Genomic DNA, 22,928 nt, shown 5'->3' on the forward strand with positions numbered 1-22,928 from the left:
GCAAGAACATCAGCGCCGTCGACCACGTCGGCCTGGTGAAGAAGGACAACGGCGACGGCACGATCACCACGATCGAGGGCAACACCGGCAACGGCAAGGTCGAGGAGCGCATCCGGCCCGTGTCCCAGGTGACCGGCTACGGCTACCCCGAGTACAAGGCCGCCTGAACGGCCTGACAACCGTCTCGGGTTGATCACGGATGGGTGCCGGGTCGGACACCCGGGTGCTTCCGGCTCGGCGATCTCGTAAGACTGGCGGGCTCTTCACCCCCCATTCGAGAGGTCACCATGTACCCGTTACCGTTACGCCCGGCCCGCGGGGTCGCCTTCCTCGCCGTGGGCGCGCTGGTGCTCCACTCCCTCGTCGCCGTCGGCGTCATCGTGGTCGACCTGCAGCGGGCCGCGTTCATCGACCGCGTGATCGCCGACCCGGCCGCCATCACGATGGAGGAGGTCGAGGCCAGTGACGCCGTCTACGCCCTCACCGGCATGGCGGAGCTCGGCGTCTACGTCCTCACGGCCGTGGCCTTCCTGGTCTGGATCTTCCGGGTACGGGCGAACGCCGAGATCCTGGCGCCGGACGAGCAACGGCATTCCCGGCCCTGGGCCATCTTGGCGTGGTTCGTACCGATCATCAGTCTCTGGTTCCCGAAGCGGATCGTCGACGACATCTGGAGTGCCAGCCATCGGGACGAGAACGATCCTTGGCCGCGTTCTGGGCTGGTCACGCTCTGGTGGGCGCTCTGGCTGATCGGCAACTGGGTGGCGCTCGTGGCCGGGCGGCTGTTCTTCAACGCCGAAGAGCTGGAGTCCATGGCGTCGGCGGCCAGGTTCGACGTGCTGAGCTGCGCGCTGATGCTGGTGGCGGCGGTGCCGGCGGCCCTGGTGGTCCTGCGGATCAGCAACGCGCAGGAGGCGCGGCGCCCCGCCGCTCCGGTGTCGCCCTTCGAGAGCCCGGCCGTCTAGCGGAAGGCGGCCAAGGGGATCGACACCCAGGTGGGGCGGTTGCGGGCCTCGTACACGACCTCGTAGACCGCCTTCGACAGTTCGAACGCGCGCAGCAGCGCCGTGTCGGCGGGGGTGATGACGCCGCCGCCCTCGGCGTAGCCCTCAAGGAACGCGGCCCTGTTGCGCTTGGCCCATTCCTCGGCCATCGGCTCCAGGCGTGCCGCCTCGGAGTGGTCCGCCAGCAGGTGCCTGGCCGCGTAGTCGAACGAGCGCAGCATGCCGGCCACGTCGCGCAGCGGCGAGGAGAGCGCGCGGCGCTCGGCCAGCGGCTGGCCGGGCTCGCCCTCGAAGTCGAGCACCACCCAGTCGGTGGTGGTGCGCATGACCTGGCCCAGGTGGTAGTCGCCGTGCACCCGCTGGACGCGCACCTCGGTGGTCAGCTCCTCGGCCCGGTGGTAGGCGAGCTCCAGGGCGGGCACGTGCTCGCGCAGTTCGGGGACCTCGCCCACGGCGCGGCCGAGCTGGCGCCTGAAGTCCTCGGCCATCCGCTTGATCTCGTGCGGCTCCATCACCTCCGTGCCGAACGCCTCGCGCAGCTCGTGGTGGACGCGGGCGGTGGCCGCGCCGAGCCGGCCCGCCTCGGCGGCGAAGTCGCCGCCCGCCTCAGCGGCGGGGAGGCCGGGCAGCGAGTTGTAGAGGTCGCGCACGCTGGTGAGCGCCAGGTCCCAGCCGTCGGTGGAGTTCGACAGGAACTCCTGCATGATCGCCAGCGTGGTCGGGGTCTCGTCGAGGTCGGTCTCGATCCACCCGTACGGCTGCGCGATGTGCGGCGCCTGCCTGATCGCGAGCGCGGTGACGATCTCCAGCTCCGGGTTGACGCCGGGGACGAGCCGGCGGAAGAGCTTGCAGATGTACTCCTCGCCGAACACCAGCGAGGTGTTGGACTGCTCGGCCCCCAGCACCAGGCTGCGCTGGTTGGTGTCGATCTCGACGCCGGGCAGGTGGTGGAACCGCACGCCCGCCCGGCCTGAGCCGGCCGCCATCGACTCCAGGATCCAGCGGGTCAGCTCGTGGTCGTGGACGGCGTCGTACACCACGCATTCCCCGTCGTCCGCCGCGTACGGTCCGATGAAGGCGTGGGTGAGGGTGTCGGGGAGCTCCCTGCGCAGGCCGAGCGGGAGCTGGTAGCGCTCGCGGGACCCCTCCTGCCACACCGACACGATCAGGTGGCGCAGGCTCGGGTCGCCCGCCTCGATGACGACGTCGGAGTCGATCGACAGCGAGTCGATCGGGCGCCCCTTGCCGCCGAACCAGCGTTGGCGTGCGATCCATGCGGCAAGGAGCTCCTCCAGCACGTCCTACTCCTCCTGGGTGTGGGCCGGCGGCAAAGTGAACCAGTAGAACCCATGCCCAGGGAGCGTCAAAAGATACGGAAGTTCGCCAATCGGTGGAAATGGCACGCCACCCATGGTCTCCACGGGCGAGACGCCGACGAACCTGCGCAGGTCCAGCTCCACCGGCTGCGGGAAGCGGGACAGGTTGTTCACGCAGAGCATGCGGTCGTCGCCCAGCTCGCGGACGAACGCCAGCACGCTCGGGTTGGAGGAGTTGAGCTCGATGAACTCGCCGAGCCCGAACACCGGGTGGCGCTTGCGGATCTCGATCATCCGGCGGGTCCAGTGGAGCAGCGAGCCGGCGTTCTTCTGCTGGGCCTCGACGTTGAGCCCTTGATAGCCGTAGATCGGGTCCATGATCACCGGCAGGTAGAGGCGGCCGGGGTCGCAGTCGGAGAAGCCCGCGTTGCGGTCCGGGTCCCACTGCATGGGGGTGCGGACGCCGTCGCGGTCGCCGAGCCAGATGTTGTCGCCCATGCCGATCTCGTCGCCGTAGTAGAGCACCGGCGAGCCGGGCAGCGAGAGCAGCAGGGCGGTGAACAGCTCGATCTGGTTGCGGTCGTTCTCCAGCAGGGGCGCCAGCCGGCGGCGGATGCCGACGTTCGCCCGCATACGGGGGTCTTTGGCGTATTCGGTATACATATAGTCGCGTTCTTCGTCCGTGACCATTTCGAGGGTCAGCTCGTCGTGGTTGCGGAGGAAGATTCCCCACTGGCAGTTTTCCGGAATTTTCGGCGTTTGTGCCAAAATTTCGGAAATGGGGTAACGGGACTCCCGGCGGACCGCCATGAAAATGCGGGGCATCAGCGGGAAATGGAAAGCCATGTGGCATTCGTCCCCGCCGCCCACCGGGTCGCCGAAATACTCCACCACGTCCGAAGGCCACTGGTTGGCCTCGGCCAGCAGCACCCGGTCCGGGTAGAGCCTGTCGACCTCGGCCCGCACGCGCTTGAGGTATTCGTGCGTCTTCGGGAGGTTCTCGCAGTTGGTGCCCTCCTCCTCGAAGAGGTACGGCACCGCGTCCAGCCGGAACCCGTCGATGCCCAGGTCGAGCCAGAAGCGCAGCACCTCCAGCATCGCGTCCTGCACCGCGGGGTTCTCGTAGTTGAGATCCGGCTGGTGATGGAAGAACCGGTGCCAGTAGTACTGCCCGCGCACCTGGTCATACGTCCAGTTGGACGTCTCGGTGTCGATGAAGATGATGCGGGCGTCGGGGTAGCGCGTGTCGGTGTCGGACCAGACGTAGAAGTCGCCGAACGGCCCCTCCGGGTCGTGGCGGGACGCCTGGAACCACGGGTGGGCGTCGCTGGTGTGGTTCATCACCAGGTCGGCGATGACCCGCATGCCGCGCTTGTGCGCCTCTTCGACCAGCCGTACGAAGTCGCCGAGATCACCGAACTCCGGGAGGATCTTCATGAAGTCGGCGATGTCGTAGCCGCCGTCGCGCAGCGGTGACTCGTACAGCGGGAGCAGCCAGAGGCAGTCGACGCCGAGCCACTGCAGGTAGTCGAGCTTGCCGATGAGGCCGCGGATGTCGCCCGTGCCGTCGCCGTTGGAGTCGGCGAACCCTCTGATCAGCACCTCGTAGAAGACGGCACGCCGGTACCAGTAGGGGTCGCGTGGTTTCTCGTCGTCGAAGGTGTTGGGAATGGGTGTGGAGCTCATGAGCTCTCCTCTCGGGTGCTCATGAGGGAGGCGCTTGCACACACTGTTGAAGACTCCCCGCTGAATTCAGCTCTACCGTGGCGAGGCTCGTACGGTGAGAAGGTGGGCCGGCTGGATGTGAGGGTCGAGACGCACGTAGTTGTTCTGTCTCCAACGGTACGACTCGCCAGAAAACTCGTCGTCCACCACGAACTCGGCGTTCCAGTCGAGCCCGAGGGCGGGCAGGTCGAGGTCTACCGTGGCCTCGTGCGTATGGTGCGGATCGAGGTTGATCACCGCTATGACGACGTCGCCCAGTCCGTGCCGTCGTGTGGCCGCGTCGTAGGCGCCGGGCAGCCGTTTGGAGAAGCAGATGATGTCCGGCTGGTCGACCCGGTGGAACCGTAGGTTACGCAATTCCTGCAGGGCCGGGTGGGCCCTTCTGAAGAGATTCAGGTGGGTGATGAAGGGCGCCAGGCTGCGGCCCTCCCGCTCCGCGGTCACCCAGTCACGCGGCCGGTACTGGTACTTCTCGCTGTCGAGATACTCCTCGCTGCCGGGACGTACCGGCACGTTCTCCGCGAGTTCGTAGCCCGAGTACACCCCCCACGTCGGCGAGGCCGTCGCCGCCAGCACGGCCCTGATCTTGAACGCCGGGACCCCGCCGTGCTGCAGGTACTCGTGCAGGATGTCCGGCGTGTTGACGAACAGGTTGGGCCGCAGGAAGTGGGACGTGGCGTGGGACAGCTCCGCCAGGTAGTCCTCGACGTCCCACTTGGAGTTCTTCCAGGTGTAGTACGTGTACGACTGGTGGAATCCGATCTTGCCCAGCGCGTGCAGCATCGGCGGCCGGGTGAACGCCTCCGACAGGAACAGCACGTCAGGGTCGGTGGCGTGGATGTCGGCCATGAGGCGCTCCCAGAACGCGACCGGCTTGGTGTGCGGGTTGTCCACCCGGAAGATCCGCACGCCGTGGTCCATCCAGTGGCGCAGCACCCGCTTGATCTCCGCGTACAGGCCCTCGGGGTCCTTGTCGAAGTTGAGCGGGTAGATGTCCTGATACTTCTTGGGCGGGTTCTCGGCGTACGCGATCGTGCCGTCGGCCCGGACGGTGAACCACTCCGGGTGCTCCTTGACCCACGGATGGTCGGGGGAGCACTGCAGCGCGAAGTCGAGCGCCACTTCCATGCCCAGCTCGCGGGTGCGGCCGACGAAGTCGTCGAAGTCGTCGATGGTGCCCAGGTCGGGGTGGACGGCGTCGTGCCCGCCGTCCTCCGAGCCGATCGCCCACGGCGAGCCGGGGTCGTCGGGCTCGGGGTTGAGCGTGTTGTTGCGTCCCTTGCGGAAGGTGTGGCCGATCGGGTGGATCGGGGGCAGGTAGACGACGTCGAAGCCCATCTTGGCGATGGCGGGCAGTCGCTTGGCCGCAGTCTGGAAATTTCCGGACTTGGAGGCGCCGACGCCGTTGACCACGGCCCCCTCCGACCGCGGGAAGAACTCGTACCAGGAGCCGTAGAGCGCCCGCCGCCTGGACACCCGCACCTTCTGCTGCCTGGACCTGGTGACCAGCTCGCGCAGCGGGTGGGCCGCCAGCAGCGAGGCCGTCTCGGGCAGCTGCGCGATCGACAGCCGGGCCCGCGGGTCGAGGTCCTCGTCGCGCAGCCTCGCCGCGACGCCGAGCAGCGCGGCCCGGTGGCCGCAGGCGCTCTCGCCGTTGGCGCCGTCGGGAGCCGGGCAGTCGGCCTGCCGCACGGCCCTGGCCGCGCGCTCGAACAGGCGCGCGCCCTCCTCGCACATGAGATCGGTGTCGAGCCCGCGCGGGATCTTGATGTCGGCGTCGTGCAGCCAGCTGGCGATGGGGTCGCTCCACGCCTCCACGCGGTAGACCCAGTCGCCCTCGCTCGGCAGGCAGACCTCCACGGCCCACCGGTCGGTGCCGGGGGCGGTCTCGCGCATCGGTCTCAGCCTGCCCCGCTGCCCGTCCGGCGCGGTGAGGACCACTCCGGCGGCCACGGCGTCATGGCCCTCCCGGAACACGGTCGCGGAGACCTCGAAGGTCTCGCCGGCGACCGCCTTGGCGGGCCACTGCCCGCAGTCGACGACGGGGGAGATGTCCGTGATGGGAATTCGTCCGATCATCGCATTTCAAGGTTTGCGACGGCACTCGGTACCGCCGGAGGCTTTCCTGGCAGGATCGATCCTTGCACGTGAATTGCGGGCAGCGGTGGATAGAACTCCCGAGTGTCCCCGGGAGAACCTGACATGGGGGAAAGTTGCCCCAAAAGTCTCCCTTCATGCTTCATCTCGGAAGGGGTTTGAAAGCCGGGACTGGGGGTGAAGGAACCAGACGTTCCTCCTAGCCCGTAGGGTTCACATTGTGAGAGCTATCCGCCGGTTCACCGTCCGGACCGTCCTGCCCGCGGAGCTGGCCGCACTCGGCGAGCTCGTCCACAATCTGCGCTGGTCATGGCACCCAGAGACGATGGATCTCTTCGCCGAGGTCGACCCCGTCCTCTGGGAGCGGGTCGGCCACGACCCGGTCGCGCTGCTGGGCGCCGTGGGGCCCGACCGGCTGGCCGAACTGGCCGCCGACCGCCGCTTCCGCCGGCGGCTCGCCGACGCAGCGGACGACCTGCGCGAGTACATGACCGCGCCGCGGTGGTATCAGACGCTGCCCGACGCCGCGCGGGCCATCGCCTACTTCTCACCCGAGTACGGCATCGCCGCCGCGCTGCCGCAGTACTCGGGCGGCCTCGGCATCCTGGCGGGCGACCACCTCAAGGCGGCCAGCGACCTCGGCGTGCCGATCCTGGCTGTGGGCCTGCTCTACCGCCACGGCTACTTCACGCAGTCGCTCTCGCCCGAGGGCTGGCAGCTGGAGCACTACCCGTCGCTCGACGCCGGGGGCCTGCCGCTGAGCCTGCTCAAGGAGCCCGGCGGCGCACCGGTCAAGATCCGCATCTCGCTGCCCGACGACCGGGTGCTGCACGCCCAGGTCTGGATGGCGCAGGTCGGGCGGGTCCCGCTGCTGCTGCTCGACTCCGACGTGGCCGAGAACGACAGCGCCGCCCGCGACGTCACCGACCGGCTCTACGGCGGCGGCACCGACCACCGGCTGATGCAGGAGCTCCTGCTCGGCGTGGGCGGGGTGCGCGCCATCCGGGCCTTCTGCCGCATCACCGGAAACCCCGACCCCGAGGTGTTCCACACCAACGAGGGCCACGCGGGCTTCCTCGGCCTGGAGCGCATCCGCGAGCTGACCGAGTCCAGGCTCTCCTTCGACGAGGCGCTGGAGGCGGTGCGGGCCGGGACGGTGTTCACCACCCACACCCCGGTGCCCGCGGGCATCGACCGGTTCCCCGTCGACATGATCGCCCGCCAGTTCGGCGGCGGCAACGCCTGGCCGACCGTGCCCGTCGAGCGCATTCTCGAACTCGGCGCCGAGGCCGATCCCGGCCGGTTCAACATGGCCGTCATGGGCATGCGGCTGGCCCAGCGCGTCAACGGCGTGTCCGAGCTGCACGGCGAGGTCAGCCGGGACATGTTCAAGGACCTGTGGCCCGGCTTCGACGTCGACGAGGTGCCGATCGGCTCGATCACCAACGGCGTCCACGCGCCCACCTGGGTGGGCCGCGAGTTCATGGAGCTGGCCGGCCGCGAGCTGCCGTCGCTGCTGGAGCGGGCGCGCGGCTGGGAGGGCGTGCAGAAGATCTCCGACGCGGAGATCTGGGAGATCAGGCGCGAGCTCCGCGGCCGCCTGGTCGAGGGCGCGCGGGCGCGGCTGCGCCAGTCGTGGCTCGACCGCGGCGCCTCGCCGGCCGAGCTGGGCTGGATCGACGACGTGCTCGACCCTGAGGTGCTGACGATCGGGTTCGCCCGGCGGGTGCCGTCCTACAAGCGGCTCACGCTGATGCTCAGCGACCCCGAGCGGCTGAGCGAGCTGCTGCTCGACCCGGACAAGCCGGTGCAGATCCTGATCGCGGGCAAGGCCCACCCGGCCGACGAGGGCGGCAAGAAGCTCATCCAGCAGATCGTCAAGTTCGCCGACCGCGCCGACGTCCGCCATCGCATCGTCTTCCTGCCCGACTACGACATGGCCCTGGCCCAGCTGCTGGTGCAGGGCTGCGACGTGTGGCTCAACAACCCGCTGCGCCCGCTGGAGGCATCCGGCACCTCCGGCATGAAGTCGGCGCTCAACGGCGGACTCAACCTGTCCATCCGCGACGGCTGGTGGGACGAGTGGTACGACGGCACCAACGGCTGGGCCATCCCCACGGCCGACGGGGTGACCGACCCCGACCGGCGTGACGAACTGGAGGCCACCGCGCTCTACGACCTGATCGAGCACGAGGTGGCCGACCGCTTCTACGACCGGGCCGCCGACGGGCTGCCCCGCCGCTGGATGGAGATGGTCAAGCACACCCTGACCTCGCTCGGGCCCAAGGTGCTCGCCGGGCGGATGCTCCGCGACTACGTGGTGGGCCTCTACACGCCCGCCGCCAGGGCCGCGCGGGCGCTGTCGGCCGACGGGTACGCTCCGGCGCGGGCGTTCGCAGACTGGCGGCTCAAGGTCACCAAGGAGTGGCCGGGCGTGCGCGTCGAGCACGTGGAGGCGTCGGGCGTCGGAGACACGCCGGAGGTCGGGGCCTCGCTGGAGCTGCGGGCCACGATCACGCTCGGCGACCTCGAGCCCGGCGACGTGCTGGTGGAGGCCGCCTACGGCAGGGTCGGCCCGCACGACGAGCTGATCCATCCCGAGTACGCCGAGCTGACCGCGGCCGGGGTCGACGACGACGGCCGCGCCCACTTCACCGGGGTGGTCCCGCTCGGCCGCACCGGCGCCTTCGGCTACACCGTCCGGGTCGTGCCGCACCACCCGCTGGTGGCCGCGCGGGCCGAGCTGGGGCTGATCGCCGTGCCCGAGGAGCCGGTCGGCATGACCAACGGCACCCTGCGCTGATTACGCGGTGTAGAAATCAGGTCAACCAACGGCATAATCAGGTCTGTGGACGACAGCGGCAACGGCATGCGAGCCGACACCCTGGTGGCCACGGTTCGTGGTGTGCTGCCGTCCCTGACGCCCGCTGCCCGCACCGTCGCCCAGCTGATCCTCGAGGACCCGGCGACGGTGGCCCGCAGCACGATCACGGAGCTGTCGGCCGCGTCGGGCACGAGCGAGGCGACGATCGTGCGCACCGCCAGGCTGCTCGGCTTCGCGGGCTATCCGCAGCTGCGCCTGGCGCTGGCCGCGGCCGCCGCCCAGCCCGACCGGCTGGTGCCCGGCGACCTGGCCCCCGACGACCCGCTGTCGGAGGTCATCCAGAAGGTCGCCAGGGCCGAGTCGGAGGCGATCAACGACACGGTCGCCCAGCTCACCTCCGAGCGGCTCGGCCTGGTCGTCGACGCCATCGTCGGCGCCCGCCGCATCGACGCCTACGGGGTGGGCGCCTCCGGCCTGGTGGCCGAGGACGTCGCGCAGAAGCTGCTGCGCATCGGCCTGTCCAGCCACGCCTTCCAGGACGCCCACCTGGCGCTGACCAGCGCGGTCCTGCTCAAGGACGGCGACGTGGCGATCGGCATCAGCACCTCGGGCGAGACGCCCGACGTGATCGAGCCGCTGCGCCGGGCGGGGGAGGCCGGCGCGACCACGGTCGCCATCACCAACAACCCCCGCTCGTCCATCGCGGAGCTGGCCGAGCACGTGCTGATCTCGGCCGGGCGCGAGACGGAGTTCCGTCCCGGCGCCCTGGCCAGCCGCATCAGCCAGCTCCTCGTCGTCGACTGCGTCTTCGTCGGCGTCGCCCAGCGCACCTACGACTCCTCGCAGGAGGCGCTGGCCAGCACCAGGCGCGCCGTCTCGGAGTTCACCCGGAGAACGTCACCCGCACGTCGTCAGCCTTGACGAACATGATCCGGTGCCCGAACTGGATCTGCAGATACTTCGTCTTGCCCCGGACCACCTGGTGGTTCGCCGGGTCGAAGGTGACGGCCCGGTAATACTCGGTCGCCGCCGTCCCGGCCAGTGTGTACTTCTCGCCCGCCGAGAACGTGTACTGCAGCGGCGTGACCGCCTGGTACGGGACGCCCTCGGGGTAGGCAGCCTCCTCCGGGTAGGCCCTGCCGTACACCGGCACCGTCGCCAGGCCCGGCTTGGGCGTGACCACGAGCCCCATCGACGGCACGGCGGTCGGCGCGGACGCCGGGTTGTGGAACCACGCCTTCTGGCCGAGATACCAGATCGCCGTCCAGTCGCCCTGCCGGTCGGCCACCGCGTACCGCTGGCCGGTGCTGGCCCGCGCGCTGTGGTCGTACACGCTGTAGAGGGACTCGCCCGTGGGGTGCTTGCCGATGTCCTTCACCAGCGGCGCGTCCTCGCGCGGCTCGGTGCGCAGCCAGACGGTGTGCGCGGGCAGCGGCGGGCAGGCGGCCTCCGGGTTCTGCCGGTCGCAGCCGTAGAAGTACGGCTTGTTGTTCTCGAAGTCGGGCCTGATCATGACCGCGCCGGAGCGGGGGCCGCCGAACGGGTGCAGCGGGGCGCCGAGCAGCTTGAAGTAGTGCGCCCAGTCCCAGAACGGGCCGGGGTCCTCGTGCATGCCGCGCACCGTGGTCGGGAGCGTGCCGGGCACGTTGTCGTGGCCGATGATGTGCGCCCGGTCGAGCGGCACGCCGTGCCGGAGCGCCAGGTAGCGCACCAGTTTGGCCGACGTCCGGTACATCGCCTCGGTGTACCAGGTGTGGCCCTCGGCCAGGAAGCCCTCGTGCTCCAGCCCGATCGACTTGGCGTTGATGTACCAGTTGCCGGCCTGCCAGGCGACGTCCTTGGCCTTGATGTGCTGGGCGATGTGCCCGTCGGAGGAGCGGAGCGAGTACTGCCAGCTCGCCCGGTAGGCCGGGTTCTGCACCAGTCCGACGGAAGGGCCGAAGTAGCCCTCCATGTCATGGATGACGATGTAGTCGATCTTCTGGGAGCTGGGGCGGTTCGCCAGGTCGTGGTTGCCGTAGCCGCCGCCGGGCAGCTCGGCGTAGCCGGCCGGGATCCACTCGCACGACACCGTGCTCGGGCACTCCACGCCGTCGCGGCGCGGCGCGCGCAGCCCCAGCTTCTCCAGCCACGCCACGACCTTGCCCAGGTTCGGGACGGGGCTGAGCCTGACCCGGTGGCCGTCGTCGGTGACCCGCTCCTCACCGGACTTGATCGTGGCGAAGACCTCGTCGGCGAAGAACCGGGCGGCCTCCTGCTGCTCGGCGCCCGAGTACTTGGCGACCGCGCCGTACCACTGGCCGGGGTCGTCGCTGAGCGGCGCGCCGATCGACTTCTGATAGTCGGCCAGCAGCGCGGCGCCGCCCCTGATGTTGGCGGCCGGGTCGGCGCGCAGCCGCTCGCGGCTCTCTCCGGTCAGCTCGGCCGCCCGCTCCAGGGTGCGCAGCGCGGCGGGGATCTCGGCGGGCCCGGGCGCCTCGGCCGCCGGGACGGCGGGCCTGCTGTCGTCGCCGCGCGGGTCCTCCTCGTCCTGACCGTGGTGGTTGGAGCCGGTGTACGAGGCCGCGTCGGTCAGGTGCATGGGGCCGAAGCCCGCGTTGTTGCTGGGCGTCCCGGCGTGGGCGTCCCAGCGCGACTCCAGGTAGGAGACGCCGAGCAGCACGCTCTCGGGGACCTTGAACTCCTCGGCCGCCGCCGCGAAGGCCTGCTGCCGGTCGTCGGGCTCGGCGGCCGACGCGGCCGTGACGTGGGCTAAGGGCAGGATGGCGACCGCCGCGATCGCCAGCGCTCTGCGCATGTACCGCTCCTTGCTGGGGGCTGTCAGAACGGAGTCAGCGTCTCAACATTTTCCTTCTCTGGCGAGAGCTTTGCGAAGAAATTCTTCATCGACCGCGTCCCCAGACAGACCTGCCGGAACCGGTGAAAAGGCAGCCGGTAGGGTTCGCTCCATGGCTGAGTTCGTAAGCGTCGAGGTGGCCGACCAGATCGCCACGATCAGACTCGACCGTCCGAAGATGAACGCCCTCGACGCCCAGGTTCAGCGGGAGATCGCCGAAGCGGCCCGCCTCGTGGACGACGATCCCGGGGTGCACGCCGTGGTGATCTACGGCGGCGAGCGGGTGTTCGCCGCGGGCGCCGACATCAAGGAGATGGCGGTCATGTCGTACGCCGACATGTACGCGCACTCGCGCGCCCTGCAGGACAGCCTCACCGCCGTCGCCCGCATCGGCAAGCCGGTCATCGCCGCCATCACCGGCTACGCGCTCGGCGGCGGCTGCGAGCTCGCCCTGTGCGCCGACTTCCGGGTCGCCGGGGAGTCCGCCAAGCTGGGCCAGCCTGAGATCCAGCTCGGCATCATCCCCGGCGCCGGCGGCACCCAGAGGCTGCCGCGTCTGATCGGCCCGGCCCGCGCCAAGGACCTCATCTTCAGCGGCCGTCACGTGCCCGCCGCCGAGGCGCTGGCCATCGGCCTGGTCGACCGGGTCGTGCCCGACGCCGAGGTCTACCAGGCCGCGCGCGAGTGGGCCGCGACCTTCACCGGCGGGCCCGCGATCGCGCTGCGGGCCGCCAAGCTGGCCGTGGACCGGGGGATGGAGGTGGACCTCGACTCCGGCCTGGAGATCGAGAGGCTCCAGTTCTCCGGCATCTTCGCGACGGAGGACGCGAAGACCGGTATGACGGCCTTCACCGAGAAGTCCACCCCCGAGTTCACCGGCCGCTAGCGCCGCGCGGTGGCCAGCAGGGCCTGGTAGGCGGGCTTGGGCCGCAGGTTCTCGTCGAGGATGCAGGCCGCGCCCTCGCCGTCGAACCAGCCGGGCACCCACGAGTGCCGGTCGGTGTAGCCCCAGACGGTGAACTCGCGGCAGGCCTTGACGCTCAGGCAGTCGGTCAGCGCCCTGCTGTAGTACTCGGCCTGGGTGGCGAGCTTCTCGGGCGTGACGGGCAGCACCATCCGCACGTCCATCTCGGTGACCGCGATCTCCAGGCCGAGGGCGGCGAAGCGCCGCATGACGTTGGCCCAGTCACCGGGGTAGTCGTACTGGATGCCCAGGTGACCCTGGAAGCCCATGCCGTCGATCGGCACCCGCTGCGCCTGCAGCTCCTGGATGATGCTCAGGTAGCGGTCGATCTTGCCCTGGTTCCACTCGACGTTGTAGTCGTTCAGGTAGAGCTTGGCGCGCGGGTCGGCGGCGCGGGCCCAGCGGAAGGCGTCGGCGATGTAGCCGGGGCCGAGGTGCTGCAGCCAGATGGTCTGCCGCATGTTGCCGTCGTCGTCGACGGCCTCGTTGACCACGTCCCAGGCCCTGATCTTGCCCTTGTAGCGGCGGACCTGGGTCTGGACGTGCTCACGAAGGATCTTCCTGAGCTCGGCGGGGCCGATGGAGCCGTCCTCCACGCCGCTGGTCAGCCAGCCGGGGAGCTGGTTGTGCCAGATCAGCGTGTGGCCGCGCACCTGCTGGCCGTTGCGGCGCGCGTTCGCGACCACCGCGTCCGCGTCGTCCCAGGTGTAGACGCCGCGCTCGGGCTCGACGCTCTCCCACTTCATCGCGTTCTCGGCGGTGAGGTGGGTGAACTCGCGGTTGAGCACGTGCCGGTAGTCGGCCTCGGCACGCAGCGCGGCGACGTCCACGGCGCTGCCGATCCTGATGCCGTGCTTGCGCGCCAGGTCGCGCAGGTCTTTGACGCGGTGGTGGTTCTTCGCGGCGGCGTTCGCGGCGTCCTGGCCGGGGGGCGCGGCGGACGCGGGGAGTGCGAACGCGGGCACGGCGAGCGCCAGCGTGAGCGCGACGATCAGGGGTCTCATCGATGGCCTCCGACGACGATGGTGGTGAGGGCGCGCGGCGGGAGCGTGACGCTCCCGCCGGTGATCTTGCTGGGGGCGAGGTCGTGCGTGCTGTCGGTCAGGTACGCGGTCGCCCGGCCGCGCACGCCGTGCCAGGTGACCGGCTCGGCGCCGGTGTTGATCACTTCGATGACCGTGGACCCGTCACGGTTGCGGAAGGCCGACGCCTTGAGCGCCGGGTTCGCGGTGGTGGCGTCGAGCCGGACCGCGCCGGGCCTGATGAACCTGCCGTAGGCCGCCAGCGCCCAGAACCGCTTGGCCACCCGGTAGGTCCCGGCCGCGTCGTCGATCTGCATCAGCGCCCTGGTCGCGCCGCGGGAGGCGCCGAACCAGTAGACGTAGGCGTTGGCCCGGCCCAGCGTCAGCGCGTCGTGCACGGCCAGCGCGATGGTCATGCCGTCGTAGCCGCTGCCGTCGTCCCAGTTCTCGTTCCAGGTGGTGCCGTTGGGGTTCCACTCCGACATCCACACCTGGCGGCGGGTGGGCAACGGGCCGTCCACGGGGCTCGCGTACGTGTGACCGGTGTGGACCTTGACCCAGCGGCGGGCCTCGGGGTCCGCCTCGACGGCCCGGGTGTAGGCGCGCGCCTCGTCCCAGCCGAAGGAGTCGCAGCAGACCACGTTCATGCCCTTGGCGATCGGGCCCAGGACCTTGACGAACGCGGCGGCCTGTTCCGGGGTGAACCGCATGGAGGCGTACGGGGCCGTGTAGTCGGGCTCGTTGGTGAACGCCAGGTCGGTGATCCGGATGCCCTCCTTCTTGTAGAAGTCGGTGTAGGCGACGAGGTAGCGGGCGTAGGCCTCGGCCCACTCCGGCTTGAGCGTGCCGCCGTTCTTGTCGTCGCCGTTGTCCTTCATGTAGCCGGGGGCGCTCCAGGCGTTGGCGTAGAAGCGCTCGACGCCGTACCGCCGCGCCTCCTTGGCGACCCACACCTGGCTGTTGTCGTCGCCGTCCCAGACGTACCGGGGGCGCGCGTCCGGCCCGCCCGGGTCCTCGGGCTGGTGGGAGACCATGTGGTCGTACGGGCTGCCGGCCGGGGAGGAGCCGATGCCCAGGCGCAGGATGCTCAGTCCCGCCCCCTCGCGCGGGTCGAACCACAGGTCGAGGATCTCGCGTCGCTGTTCGGGTGACAGCGCTTCCAGCAGCTCGTTGCGCCTGAAGGCCTGGGAGAGGCCGAACCCGTCGATGTTCTGGTGGCGGATGTGCTCCCGGACGGTGACGGCCGGGGGGTCCCCGTGCGGCGCGGGGTTCACGGCGGTGAAGCCGAGCAGGGTGACCGCGACAACGCCTCGTAACATGGCGCCTCCGAAACTTTTCGGAAAAGTGACGATATATTTCGTCGTCAGCCGGAAACGTAGATGGCGGGGGCCGCTTCGTCAACACCTCTGTCAAGGTCCGCCGGATATGCCGGATATTCGGTGGCAGAGCCATACCGATCCAGCTACAGCCCGGATTCGGACGGCAGGAGCGAGGGACGTTTCCGACTATGGTGACGTTCCATGAAGCGCGTCCTCGTCCCCGCGCGGCTGCGTCAAGCCGTGCGTTCGTGGTTCGACTCCCGGTACATCTCGATCGCGGATCACCGCCAGGACATCAAAGACGCTCTCTGGGAGGTGCAGACGCTGCGCCGGGAGATGGCCGCCCTCCAGGCCGAGGTCGAGCGCCTGCGCGCCGCCGTCAGGCAACCGGCCAGGCCGCCGGGGCCGCAGCCTGGGTCCGCCGACGCCCAGCGGGTCGCCGGTGACGCCCACCGCCTGGCCAAGGAGACCGCCCAGGCCCTCGACGGCCTGCTGCAGAACGAGGTCCTCATCTGGCAGGCGATCGACGACCTCAAGGCGCGCGTGCCCGCCGTGCCGCGGGAGGAGCCTCGGCCGTGCGCGTGACCTGGGCTGACGGCCTTCTCACGTTCCGGCTCGACCTCGAAGACCAGATCACCGGCAAGGCCTCCGACGAGTATCCCGTCAAGCTGGCCACGAACTCCTGCACCATCACCGACGTGCCGGACGACGCCCACCCCGACCTGTTCGCCGTCGCCGCCTGGACGGTGGTCGCGCCCTGGACGAGGAAGCGGATCACCTTCGACCGCGCCGTCTCCGCCAGGTTCGCGCAGGTCCTCCATGACGGCTGGGGCGTCGAGGCCGGCCCCGTCGGCGCCGAGCCCCGGGCCGCCGGCGGCACGCTCGCGATCTCGTACAGCGGCGGCGCCGACTCCGTGGCCGCGGCCGCGATCTACCCTGACGCCCCGTTCGTGCACTTCCGCCGGGTGCCGCACCCCCGGGTGCCGAACCGGTGGCCGCACTACCGCTCCGACGTCCTGGCCAGGCTCGCCCAGCAGACCGGCCGGCCGCTCACCACGGTGCGCTCCGACCTGGAATACACCCTGGCCGAGCCGCGCCCCGGCTATCCGGAGCACCACGCGGTGGCGGCGGGCGCGCTGCTCAACGCCGACCGGCTGGACCTCGGCGGGCTGGGCTTCGGCTACGAGATCGGGTCGCGCTGGCTCGGCGGCGGCCGCTACCTGCACCGCTACACCCCCGACAACCCCATGTGGGCCCCGCACGGCAAGTGGGGCCGGCTCTTCGCCGCGGTGGGGGTGCACATCGTGCTGCCCGTCGGCGGCGTGAGCGAGGCGGTCACCATGCGACTGGCGCTGGAGTCCGAACTGGCCGGCCAGGTCCGGTGGTGCCTCAGCGGCGCGGCCGACGGCCCCTGCCGGACCTGCGCCAAGTGCCTGTACAAGGAGCTCATCCAGGCCGCCGTCGAACGCCGCCCGCTCGACACCCCGCTCACCGCCGGCCACCCCCGGGCCAGGAAGTGGCTCCGCCCGCCACCGTACGGCGGTCAGGAGATGGTCGAGTACGGCCTGGCCCGCATCCCCGGGATCGAGCGGACGCTCTTCGCCGGGGCACTCGACTACTTCGACGCCACGGAGGAGTCCACCAGCTGGCTCGAACACTGCTACCCGCCGGCGCTGGCCGAGATCCCGGAGCCGTGGCGCGAGCGGGCCACCTCGTTCATGACCGCCGAGGTCGGCCTCATGACGGAGAAGGAGATCCACCGGGTCGAGACCTGGGGCTCCACCGGATAACGTCTCCGGCGGCAGCGAGTGAGGGAGTGAGCGCATGAGGGTCTACCTGTCCGTCGACATGGAAGGCGTCACCGGCCTGACCGACCCCGAGGAGATGCACGCGGGCAAGCGCGGGTACGAGCGGGGCTGCGAGCTGATGACGGCCGACGCCAACGCGGCGGTCGAGGGGGCGTTCGCCGCCGGCGCCGGGAAGGTGCTGGTGAACGACGCCCACGGGTCGACCAAGAACCTGCGGATCGACCTGCTGGACCCGCGGGCGACCCTGATCAGGGGGCCGGGCAAGGCGCAGCGGATGGCGCACGGGCTCGACGGGTCCTTCCAGGCGGCCGGCTTCGTCGGCTACCACGCGCGGGCCGGGGTGAGCCACGGCGTGCTCAACCACACGTGGATGGGCAAGGAGATCCAGAACGTCTACCTCAACGGCGAGATCGCCGGGGAGACGCGGGTGGTGGCGGCGTGCGCCGGGTTCCACGGCGTGCCGGTGGTGCTGGTCACCGGTGACGAGGCCGTCGGCGAGGAGGCCCGCGAGCTGCTCGGCGACGTGGAGACGGTGGCGGTCAAGAAGGGGATCGACAAGTTCTCCGCCGAGCTGCTGCCGCCGAGCGTGGCCCAGGGACGGATCCGTGAGGGCATGGCCAGGGCGCTCAGCCGGTTGACCGAATTCACGCCCTACACGATCGATCCCCCGTACACGCTGGGTGTGGAGTGGAACTCGACGGCGATCGCGGCGGCCGTGGCGCTGATCCCCGGGGTGAAGGTGGCGGGGTCGCGGCACACCGAGTTCACGACGGACGACTTCGCGCAGATCATGGCGCTGTTCGGCATCTTCGCGACGATCGGCGGCCAGGTGGCGTGCGGCAGCGGCCCGTACGGGTGAGGGCCCTCGCGTGAGGACCGGCGGCGGGGAGTCGTAGGGTTCCACCGTTCGTCCGGCGTTCCGGGCTTTGCGATGGATTGGCCGGTTCCGTGGGTGTCCCGGGCGGCGGGGCGGCAGCATGGGCGGGTTCGTGACGCCGCGCGGGTCTGACAGCGCGGCCAGGGCTGGAGGCGGGTGGCATGGAAGGCGCGGAGCTGACCAGGCGCGGGCTGCTGGTGGGCATCGGGGCGGCGGGCGGCGCCGGGGCCATGTACGCCGCCATGGGCGCGCTGGGGCTGGCCCCCGACGAGCAGGTCAAGACCTTCACCCCGCCCAGGCCGGGCGACTTCTCCCTGCAAGGACGCGGCGCGGCCAAGGTGGTGATACTCGGCGCCGGCGTGACGGGGCTGACCGCCGCCTACGAGCTGGGCAAGGCCGGCTACGACTGCACCCTGCTGGAGGCCAGGGCCAAGGCCGGCGGGCGCAACCTCACCCTGCGCGGCGGCGACCGGCTGACCGAGCTGAACGGCCCAGCCCAGGAGGTCAAGCTGGGCGAGGGCCTCTACTTCAACGCCGGCCCGGCCCGGATCGCGCAGTGGATGGTGACCCTGGACTACTGCCGCGAACTGGGCGTCCCCATCGAGACGTTCGTCAACAGGAACGCCCAGGCGTACATCCACACCAACGGCCAGTCCGTGCGCCAACGCACCGCCCGCGCCGACATGTACGGATATGTCGCCGAACTGCTCGCGAAGGCCACCGACTCCGGCGCGCTCGACCGCAAGCTCACCGCCGAGGACCGGGATCGGCTGCTCACCTTCCTGCGCCGCTTCGGCGACCTGGGCCCCGAGCTCGACTACGAGGGCTCGCCCCGCCGCGGCTTCTTCGACTACCCGGGCCTGGACGAGGGCAGCCCGTTCCCCCCGCCCGGCAGCCTGGCGCAGGTGCTCGCCGCGGGCACCGGCCGGGCCATCACCAACGACTTCGGCCACGACCAGGCCAGCCCCATGTTCCAGGTCGTCGGCGGCACGGACACGATCGTCACCAGACTGGTGGAGGCCATCGGCGCGGACCGGATCACCACCGGCGCCAAGGTCACCGGGATCACCGACCTGCCCGACGGGGTCGAGGTCACCTGGGACGGCGGCCGGATCAAGGCCGACTACTGCATCGCCACCCTGCCGCCCCACCTGCTCGCCAAGATCCCGCACAACCTGGGCGCGGACGTCACCGCCGCGCTGCGACTTCCCACGCCCATGTCCACCGGGAAGATCGGCCTGGAGTACGACCGCCGCTGGTGGGAGCTGGAGGACCGGATCTACGGCGGCGTCAGCGAGACCGACCTGGACATCGCACGCATCTGGTACCCCTCGTACGGCTACCACGGCGAGCGCGGCGTGCTGGTCGGCTACTACAACCACGGGCCGGACGCCGAGCTGTACGGCGCGCTCACCCCCGACGACCGCCGCCGCCGCGCGCTCACCCAGGGCAAGAAGATCCACGGCGAGAAGTACCGCACCGGCGTCCTGTCCTCCATCTCCGTCGCCTGGGAGCGCCAGGAACACATCCAGGGCGGCTGGGCGAGCTGGCCCGCCTTTGATTCGTCCTTCACTCTTCTGCAACGTCCCAGCGGAAGGGTCTACTTCGCGGGCGACTGGCTCACCCGGCTGACCGCCTGGATGGCCGGAGCGATGGAATCAGCCCGTGGCGTCGTCACTGAGCTGCACAAACGCGTGCTGCAGTCATCGTGACGCCCACCCGCTGCTCCCGGGACCGGCGTAAGGTCCTGAGAGGAGCGATCGAGGAGATGGGATGACGTTGCACTGGGTGCCGGCCGCCGGCCGGACCGACCTGCTGGCCGAGCCGGTGGCGCGGGCGATCGGGCAGGTGGAGGACGCGCGGGTCGCGGAGATCGACCCGGAGCTGGCCGACACGGCCGCGTTCTGCGAGCGCTACGGCGTGGCCATGGGCGATTCGGCCAACTGCGTCGTCGTCGCCGCCAAGCGCGGCGGCGAGGTCCGCTACGCCGCCTGCATGGTGCTGGCGACGACACGGGCCGACGTCAACGGCGTGGTGCGCAAGCATCTCGGCGCCCGCAAGGCGAGCTTCGCCCCGATGGAGGAGGCGGTGGAGCTCACCGCGATGGAGTACGGCGGCATCACCCCGGTCGGCCTGCCGGCCGACTGGCCGATCCTGGTCGACACCCAGGTCGCCGAGCACCCCGAGGTGGTCATCGGCAGCGGCCTGCGCCGGTCCAAGCTCGCCGTCTCCGGAGCCACCCTGGCCGGGCTGAAGGGAGCGGAAGTCCTCTCCCTGTCCGTCTGAGCGCGACAGCTCCAGAGAGCGAGGAACGATGCCGGCGGAGGGCCGATCGGTCACGGAGGGAAGACACCGTGGCCGAACCGAGACCGTTGGATCGGAAACCATTCACCCCGATCCGGACGTTGTACGAGTGGGAATGTGGCCTCATGGTTCATCTCGTGGGCGGGGATTAAGCCGGTATGGTGCTTCATGCCATGAACGATGACCGACTCGGCCCTTACCGGCTGCTCAGGCGGCTCGGCGAGGGGGGAATGGGCGTCGTCCACCTCGCGGTCGACCCCCAGGGGCGGCAGGTCGCGGTCAAGGTCCTGCGCGCCGAGGTCGCCGGCGACGAGCTCGCCAGGCGGCGGCTTTCGCGCGAGGTCGAGACGATGCGCCGGGTGCGGAGCAAGTACATCGCCGAGGTGCTCGACGCCGATGTGACCGGTCATCGCCCGTACATCGTCACCCGCTACGTCGCCGGCCGCTCGCTCGACGAGATCGTCAAGGACGACGGCCCGCTCGACCTGCCCGCGCTGCTCAAGATCGGACACGGGGTGGCCGCGGCGCTGGCCGCCGTCCACTCGGTCGGCGTGATCCACCGCGACCTCAAGCCGGGCAACGTGCTGATCCTCGACGGCGATCCCGTGCTGATCGACTTCGGCATCGCGCAGGCGGTCGACGCGACGCGGCTGACCCAGACGGGCATGTTCATCGGCACGCCCGGCTACCTCGCGCCGGAGATCATCGAGGGGCAGGAGGCCGGGCCCGAGGTCGACATCCACGCCTGGGCAGGCACGCTCCTCTACGCCGGCACGGGCCAGCCGCCGTTCGGCAAGGGCACGCTGGAGATGGTGTTCTACAACATCACCGCGGGCAAGGCCGACGTGAGCGCCGCCCCCGGGCCGCTCCAGCCGCTGCTCAAGGGCGCCTTCCAGCGCAACCCGGCGAAGCGGCCCAAGGCGGCCGAGTTGGCCGAGCAGGTGGCCAGGCTGATGCCCAAGGCCGGGCTGTCGATGCCCGACGAGATCTCCACGGTCCCGCACCCGGACCCGTCCGTGACTCCCCCGTACGAGGGACCGACCACCCCCGCACCCGGCCACGACAGAATCCGCCCCCAGCCCGCCAGCGGCCCCCAACCGGCCTTCCCCGGCGGCTCCCAGCCGGCCTTCCCTGGAAGCGGTTCTCAGCCATCGTTCCCTCCGGCTGGCGGCGGTTCTCAGTCGGCGTTCCCCGCGGTCGGCGGCGGTTCTCAGGTCCCGCAGAGCGGCGGCCCTCAGGTGCCTTCGTCCCTGCCGCACGGCGCCGCGGCGAGCGGCCCGCAGGGGCCGGGCAGCGGAGCGCAGAGCCTCCTCACCGGTTCCCAGAGCCCCGACAGCGGCCCCGCCGCCGGTACGCCCGGCACCCCGTACGGGCCGGGCGGCGGCGCCCAAGGCCCCGGCGGAACCCCCCACAGCCAGCCACAGAGCCTCCTCGGCGGCCCGCCCGGTCAAGGCCCCGCCGGAGGCCCGCAGAGCGGCCCCCAAGGCCCCGCCGGAGGGCCGCATGGCCCTGGCAGCGGCGCTCAGGGTGCCGCCGCCGGGCCATATGGGCAGGGAAGCGGTGCTCAAAGTGCCGCCGCCGGGCCGTATGGGCAAGGGAGCGGGCCGCAGAGTCCTGCGAGCGGGTCTCATGGTGCTGGCAGTGGGCCGCAAGGGCTTGCCGGTAGGCCTCACGGCAGTGGGCCGCAAGGTCCTGCTGGAGGGCCGCACGGCTCGCAGGTGGCTGGTGGGGCGCAAGGGGGTGGCGGGTCTCGGGAGGCGGAGGCCGGTGACAAGCCGTCTTGGGAGATCTCCACGCCGCCGATGACGCCGCGCAAGCTCGTCGAGGGGCAGGACCCGCGCGTCCCGCCGCCCGCGCAGGACCAGCGGTACGTCTCGCTGCTCGGCCAGGGTGACCCGTGGCCGACGCGCAGGGTGAGCCCCGAGGAGCTGCGCCAGATGCAGCGGGAGGCCCAGCAGAGCGCGCCCTGGCAGCAGGGCCCGGGCGGCCAGGGGCAGGCCAACCACCATGTGCCGGAGGCCGACGTGCCGACCCGGCGGGTGCGGCCCGACCCGCAGGACCTGCCCACCAGGCGGGTGCGCCCCGAGGCCCCCGACTACGGCAGGGGCACCCCGGTGCAGCCCCCTCCGTACATCCCGCCGCAGGTCCAGTTCCCGCCCGACCCGCAGACCAAGCGGGAGCCGTTCATCCCCGGCGCCCGCCCCGGCCAGGCGCTGCAGCGATCGGCCGCCTACGGGGTGGCGGGCGCGATGCTTCTCATCATCATGATCGTGCTGGCCGCGCGGGCGCCGGTGCTGGTGACCCTGGTGTCGCTGCCGGTCGCGGTGCTGCTGCGCGCCGCCGACCTGGCCCAGCCCGAGCTGATCACCCGCCGGCCGACGGGCGCGGCCGCGCTGGACGTCATCAGAGTGTTCGCCTACCCCAAGGCGCTGGTCAAGTCGGTGGCCATCACGCTTGCCCTGATCCCGTACGCGCTCATACTCGGACTACCCGTGACGCTCCTGCTCACGGTGATGGCCGGCATGAGCCCGTACAACGCGCTGGCCTGGGGTGCCGGGGTGGCCCTGTGGACGGTGTGCGCAGGCCCCGGAGTCGAGGGCCCGGGGCGCCAGATGCGCAGGACGCTCTCATCGCTCGTACCCTCGAGAACAGCGGCGATGGTGATGGCGGGAGTGTTCGCGGCGATGGCCGCGCTCACGCCGATCCTCGCCACCGGCACATTCGGGGACAACGCGAGGAGGGCCATATGGACTCCGGTGAACGTCGGGCCCGTGGTCGATCTGCTGCAGGACTGGAAGGGGGACTCGGGGGGATGACGCTGGGACGATTGCG

The 22,928-nt window shown here is 70.7% G+C and carries 16 protein-coding genes; 10 read left to right on the top strand and 6 right to left on the bottom strand.

The annotated features are described in order from the left end of the window. Positions 1–287 precede the first annotated feature (287 nt). A complete protein-coding gene (locus ABD999_RS20895) occupies positions 288–965 on the top strand; it encodes a DUF4328 domain-containing protein (protein WP_271276451.1) in 678 nt (225 codons plus the stop codon). Here the strand turns inward: ABD999_RS20895 and ABD999_RS20900 are convergent. The 3 genes from ABD999_RS20900 to ABD999_RS20910 all read right to left on the bottom strand — a co-directional run bounded on the left by ABD999_RS20900 (position 962) and on the right by ABD999_RS20910 (position 6,124). Next, a complete protein-coding gene (locus ABD999_RS20900) occupies positions 962–2,302 on the bottom strand; it encodes a maltokinase N-terminal cap-like domain-containing protein (protein WP_219548322.1) in 1,341 nt (446 codons plus the stop codon). The two genes, ABD999_RS20895 and ABD999_RS20900, sit on opposite strands and share 4 nt — an antisense overlap. Positions 2,303–2,305: 3 nt before the next feature. After that, positions 2,306–4,006 carry a maltose alpha-D-glucosyltransferase gene (treS, locus tag ABD999_RS20905; RefSeq protein WP_148029430.1) on the bottom strand — a complete coding sequence of 567 codons (1,701 nt, stop codon included), beginning with the start codon at positions 4,004–4,006 and terminating at the stop codon, positions 2,306–2,308. Positions 4,007–4,078: 72 nt separating this feature from the next. Further along, positions 4,079–6,124, bottom strand: coding sequence for an alpha-1,4-glucan--maltose-1-phosphate maltosyltransferase (locus ABD999_RS20910; RefSeq protein WP_271276450.1), 2,046 nt, complete (start codon positions 6,122–6,124; stop codon positions 4,079–4,081). A gap of 238 nt (positions 6,125–6,362) precedes the next feature. Between ABD999_RS20910 and glgP the strand changes: the two genes are divergently transcribed. Together glgP and ABD999_RS20920 are read left to right on the top strand one after the other, a co-directional pair. After that, positions 6,363–8,945, top strand: coding sequence for an alpha-glucan family phosphorylase (glgP, locus tag ABD999_RS20915; protein WP_271276449.1), 2,583 nt, complete (start codon positions 6,363–6,365; stop codon positions 8,943–8,945). 45 nt (positions 8,946–8,990) lie between these two features. Then, a complete protein-coding gene (locus ABD999_RS20920) occupies positions 8,991–9,887 on the top strand; it encodes a MurR/RpiR family transcriptional regulator (RefSeq protein WP_148029433.1) in 897 nt (298 codons plus the stop codon). Here the strand turns inward: ABD999_RS20920 and ABD999_RS20925 are convergent. Then, positions 9,850–11,763, bottom strand: a complete 1,914-nt coding sequence (locus ABD999_RS20925; protein WP_271276448.1) for an N-acetylmuramoyl-L-alanine amidase — start codon at positions 11,761–11,763, stop codon at positions 9,850–9,852. The genes ABD999_RS20920 and ABD999_RS20925 overlap by 38 nt on opposite strands. A 151-nt stretch (positions 11,764–11,914) precedes the next feature. Here ABD999_RS20925 and ABD999_RS20930 point away from each other — a divergent pair, with 151 nt between their 5' ends. Further along, complete coding sequence (locus tag ABD999_RS20930) at positions 11,915–12,688, top strand: enoyl-CoA hydratase/isomerase family protein (protein ID WP_271276447.1); 774 nt, start codon at positions 11,915–11,917, stop codon at positions 12,686–12,688. Here the strand turns inward: ABD999_RS20930 and ABD999_RS20935 are convergent. Both ABD999_RS20935 and ABD999_RS20940 read right to left on the bottom strand, forming a co-directional pair. Then, positions 12,685–13,770: an endo-1,4-beta-xylanase gene (locus tag ABD999_RS20935; RefSeq protein WP_271276446.1), complete on the bottom strand. Its 1,086-nt coding sequence runs from the start codon at positions 13,768–13,770 to the stop codon at positions 12,685–12,687. The two genes, ABD999_RS20930 and ABD999_RS20935, sit on opposite strands and share 4 nt — an antisense overlap. After that, positions 13,767–15,107: a glycoside hydrolase family 30 protein gene (locus tag ABD999_RS20940; RefSeq protein WP_271276445.1), complete on the bottom strand. Its 1,341-nt coding sequence runs from the start codon at positions 15,105–15,107 to the stop codon at positions 13,767–13,769. Before ABD999_RS20940 ends, ABD999_RS20935 begins: the two co-directional genes overlap by 4 nt. A gap of 201 nt (positions 15,108–15,308) precedes the next feature. Between ABD999_RS20940 and ABD999_RS20945 the strand changes: the two genes are divergently transcribed. The 6 genes from ABD999_RS20945 to ABD999_RS20970 all read left to right on the top strand — a co-directional run bounded on the left by ABD999_RS20945 (position 15,309) and on the right by ABD999_RS20970 (position 22,912). Next, positions 15,309–15,692 (top strand): hypothetical protein, encoded by a 384-nt coding sequence (locus tag ABD999_RS20945; protein WP_271276444.1) that lies wholly within the window; start codon positions 15,309–15,311, stop codon positions 15,690–15,692. Continuing rightward, positions 15,683–16,897, top strand: a complete 1,215-nt coding sequence (locus tag ABD999_RS20950; RefSeq protein WP_271276443.1) for a DUF6395 domain-containing protein — start codon at positions 15,683–15,685, stop codon at positions 16,895–16,897. Before ABD999_RS20945 ends, ABD999_RS20950 begins: the two co-directional genes overlap by 10 nt. 34 nt (positions 16,898–16,931) lie before the next feature. Then, positions 16,932–17,774 carry a M55 family metallopeptidase gene (locus ABD999_RS20955; protein WP_271276442.1) on the top strand — a complete coding sequence of 281 codons (843 nt, stop codon included), beginning with the start codon at positions 16,932–16,934 and terminating at the stop codon, positions 17,772–17,774. A gap of 179 nt (positions 17,775–17,953) precedes the next feature. Next, positions 17,954–19,504: a flavin monoamine oxidase family protein gene (locus ABD999_RS20960; RefSeq protein ID WP_271276441.1), complete on the top strand. Its 1,551-nt coding sequence runs from the start codon at positions 17,954–17,956 to the stop codon at positions 19,502–19,504. Positions 19,505–19,565: 61 nt separating this feature from the next. Next, positions 19,566–20,078 (top strand): YbaK/EbsC family protein, encoded by a 513-nt coding sequence (locus ABD999_RS20965; protein WP_271276440.1) that lies wholly within the window; start codon positions 19,566–19,568, stop codon positions 20,076–20,078. A gap of 191 nt (positions 20,079–20,269) precedes the next feature. After that, positions 20,270–22,912 carry a serine/threonine protein kinase gene (locus ABD999_RS20970; RefSeq protein WP_271276439.1) on the top strand — a complete coding sequence of 881 codons (2,643 nt, stop codon included), beginning with the start codon at positions 20,270–20,272 and terminating at the stop codon, positions 22,910–22,912. Positions 22,913–22,928 lie beyond the last annotated feature (16 nt).

The organism is Nonomuraea ferruginea, from assembly GCF_039540635.1.
In the GTDB taxonomy this organism is placed as follows: Bacteria; Actinomycetota; Actinomycetes; order Streptosporangiales; family Streptosporangiaceae; genus Nonomuraea; species Nonomuraea ferruginea.

What these genes read in the sequence shown, in the direction of transcription:
- ABD999_RS20945 (WP_271276444.1), top strand. Translation starts at nt 15,309, where the DNA reads ATGAAGCGCGTCCTCGTCCCCGCGCGGCTGCGTCAAGCCGTGCGTTCG.
- ABD999_RS20940 (WP_271276445.1), bottom strand. Translation starts at nt 15,107, where the DNA reads ATGTTACGAGGCGTTGTCGCGGTCACCCTGCTCGGCTTCACCGCCGTG.
- ABD999_RS20935 (WP_271276446.1), bottom strand. Translation starts at nt 13,770, where the DNA reads ATGAGACCCCTGATCGTCGCGCTCACGCTGGCGCTCGCCGTGCCCGCG.
- ABD999_RS20925 (WP_271276448.1), bottom strand. Translation starts at nt 11,763, where the DNA reads ATGCGCAGAGCGCTGGCGATCGCGGCGGTCGCCATCCTGCCCTTAGCC.
- ABD999_RS20965 (WP_271276440.1), top strand. Translation starts at nt 19,566, where the DNA reads ATGACGTTGCACTGGGTGCCGGCCGCCGGCCGGACCGACCTGCTGGCC.
- ABD999_RS20970 (WP_271276439.1), top strand. Translation starts at nt 20,270, where the DNA reads ATGAACGATGACCGACTCGGCCCTTACCGGCTGCTCAGGCGGCTCGGC.
- ABD999_RS20955 (WP_271276442.1), top strand. Translation starts at nt 16,932, where the DNA reads ATGAGGGTCTACCTGTCCGTCGACATGGAAGGCGTCACCGGCCTGACC.
- ABD999_RS20910 (WP_271276450.1), bottom strand. Translation starts at nt 6,124, where the DNA reads ATGATCGGACGAATTCCCATCACGGACATCTCCCCCGTCGTCGACTGC.
- ABD999_RS20960 (WP_271276441.1), top strand. Translation starts at nt 17,954, where the DNA reads ATGGAAGGCGCGGAGCTGACCAGGCGCGGGCTGCTGGTGGGCATCGGG.
- ABD999_RS20930 (WP_271276447.1), top strand. Translation starts at nt 11,915, where the DNA reads ATGGCTGAGTTCGTAAGCGTCGAGGTGGCCGACCAGATCGCCACGATC.
- treS (WP_148029430.1), bottom strand. Translation starts at nt 4,006, where the DNA reads ATGAGCTCCACACCCATTCCCAACACCTTCGACGACGAGAAACCACGC.
- ABD999_RS20895 (WP_271276451.1), top strand. Translation starts at nt 288, where the DNA reads ATGTACCCGTTACCGTTACGCCCGGCCCGCGGGGTCGCCTTCCTCGCC.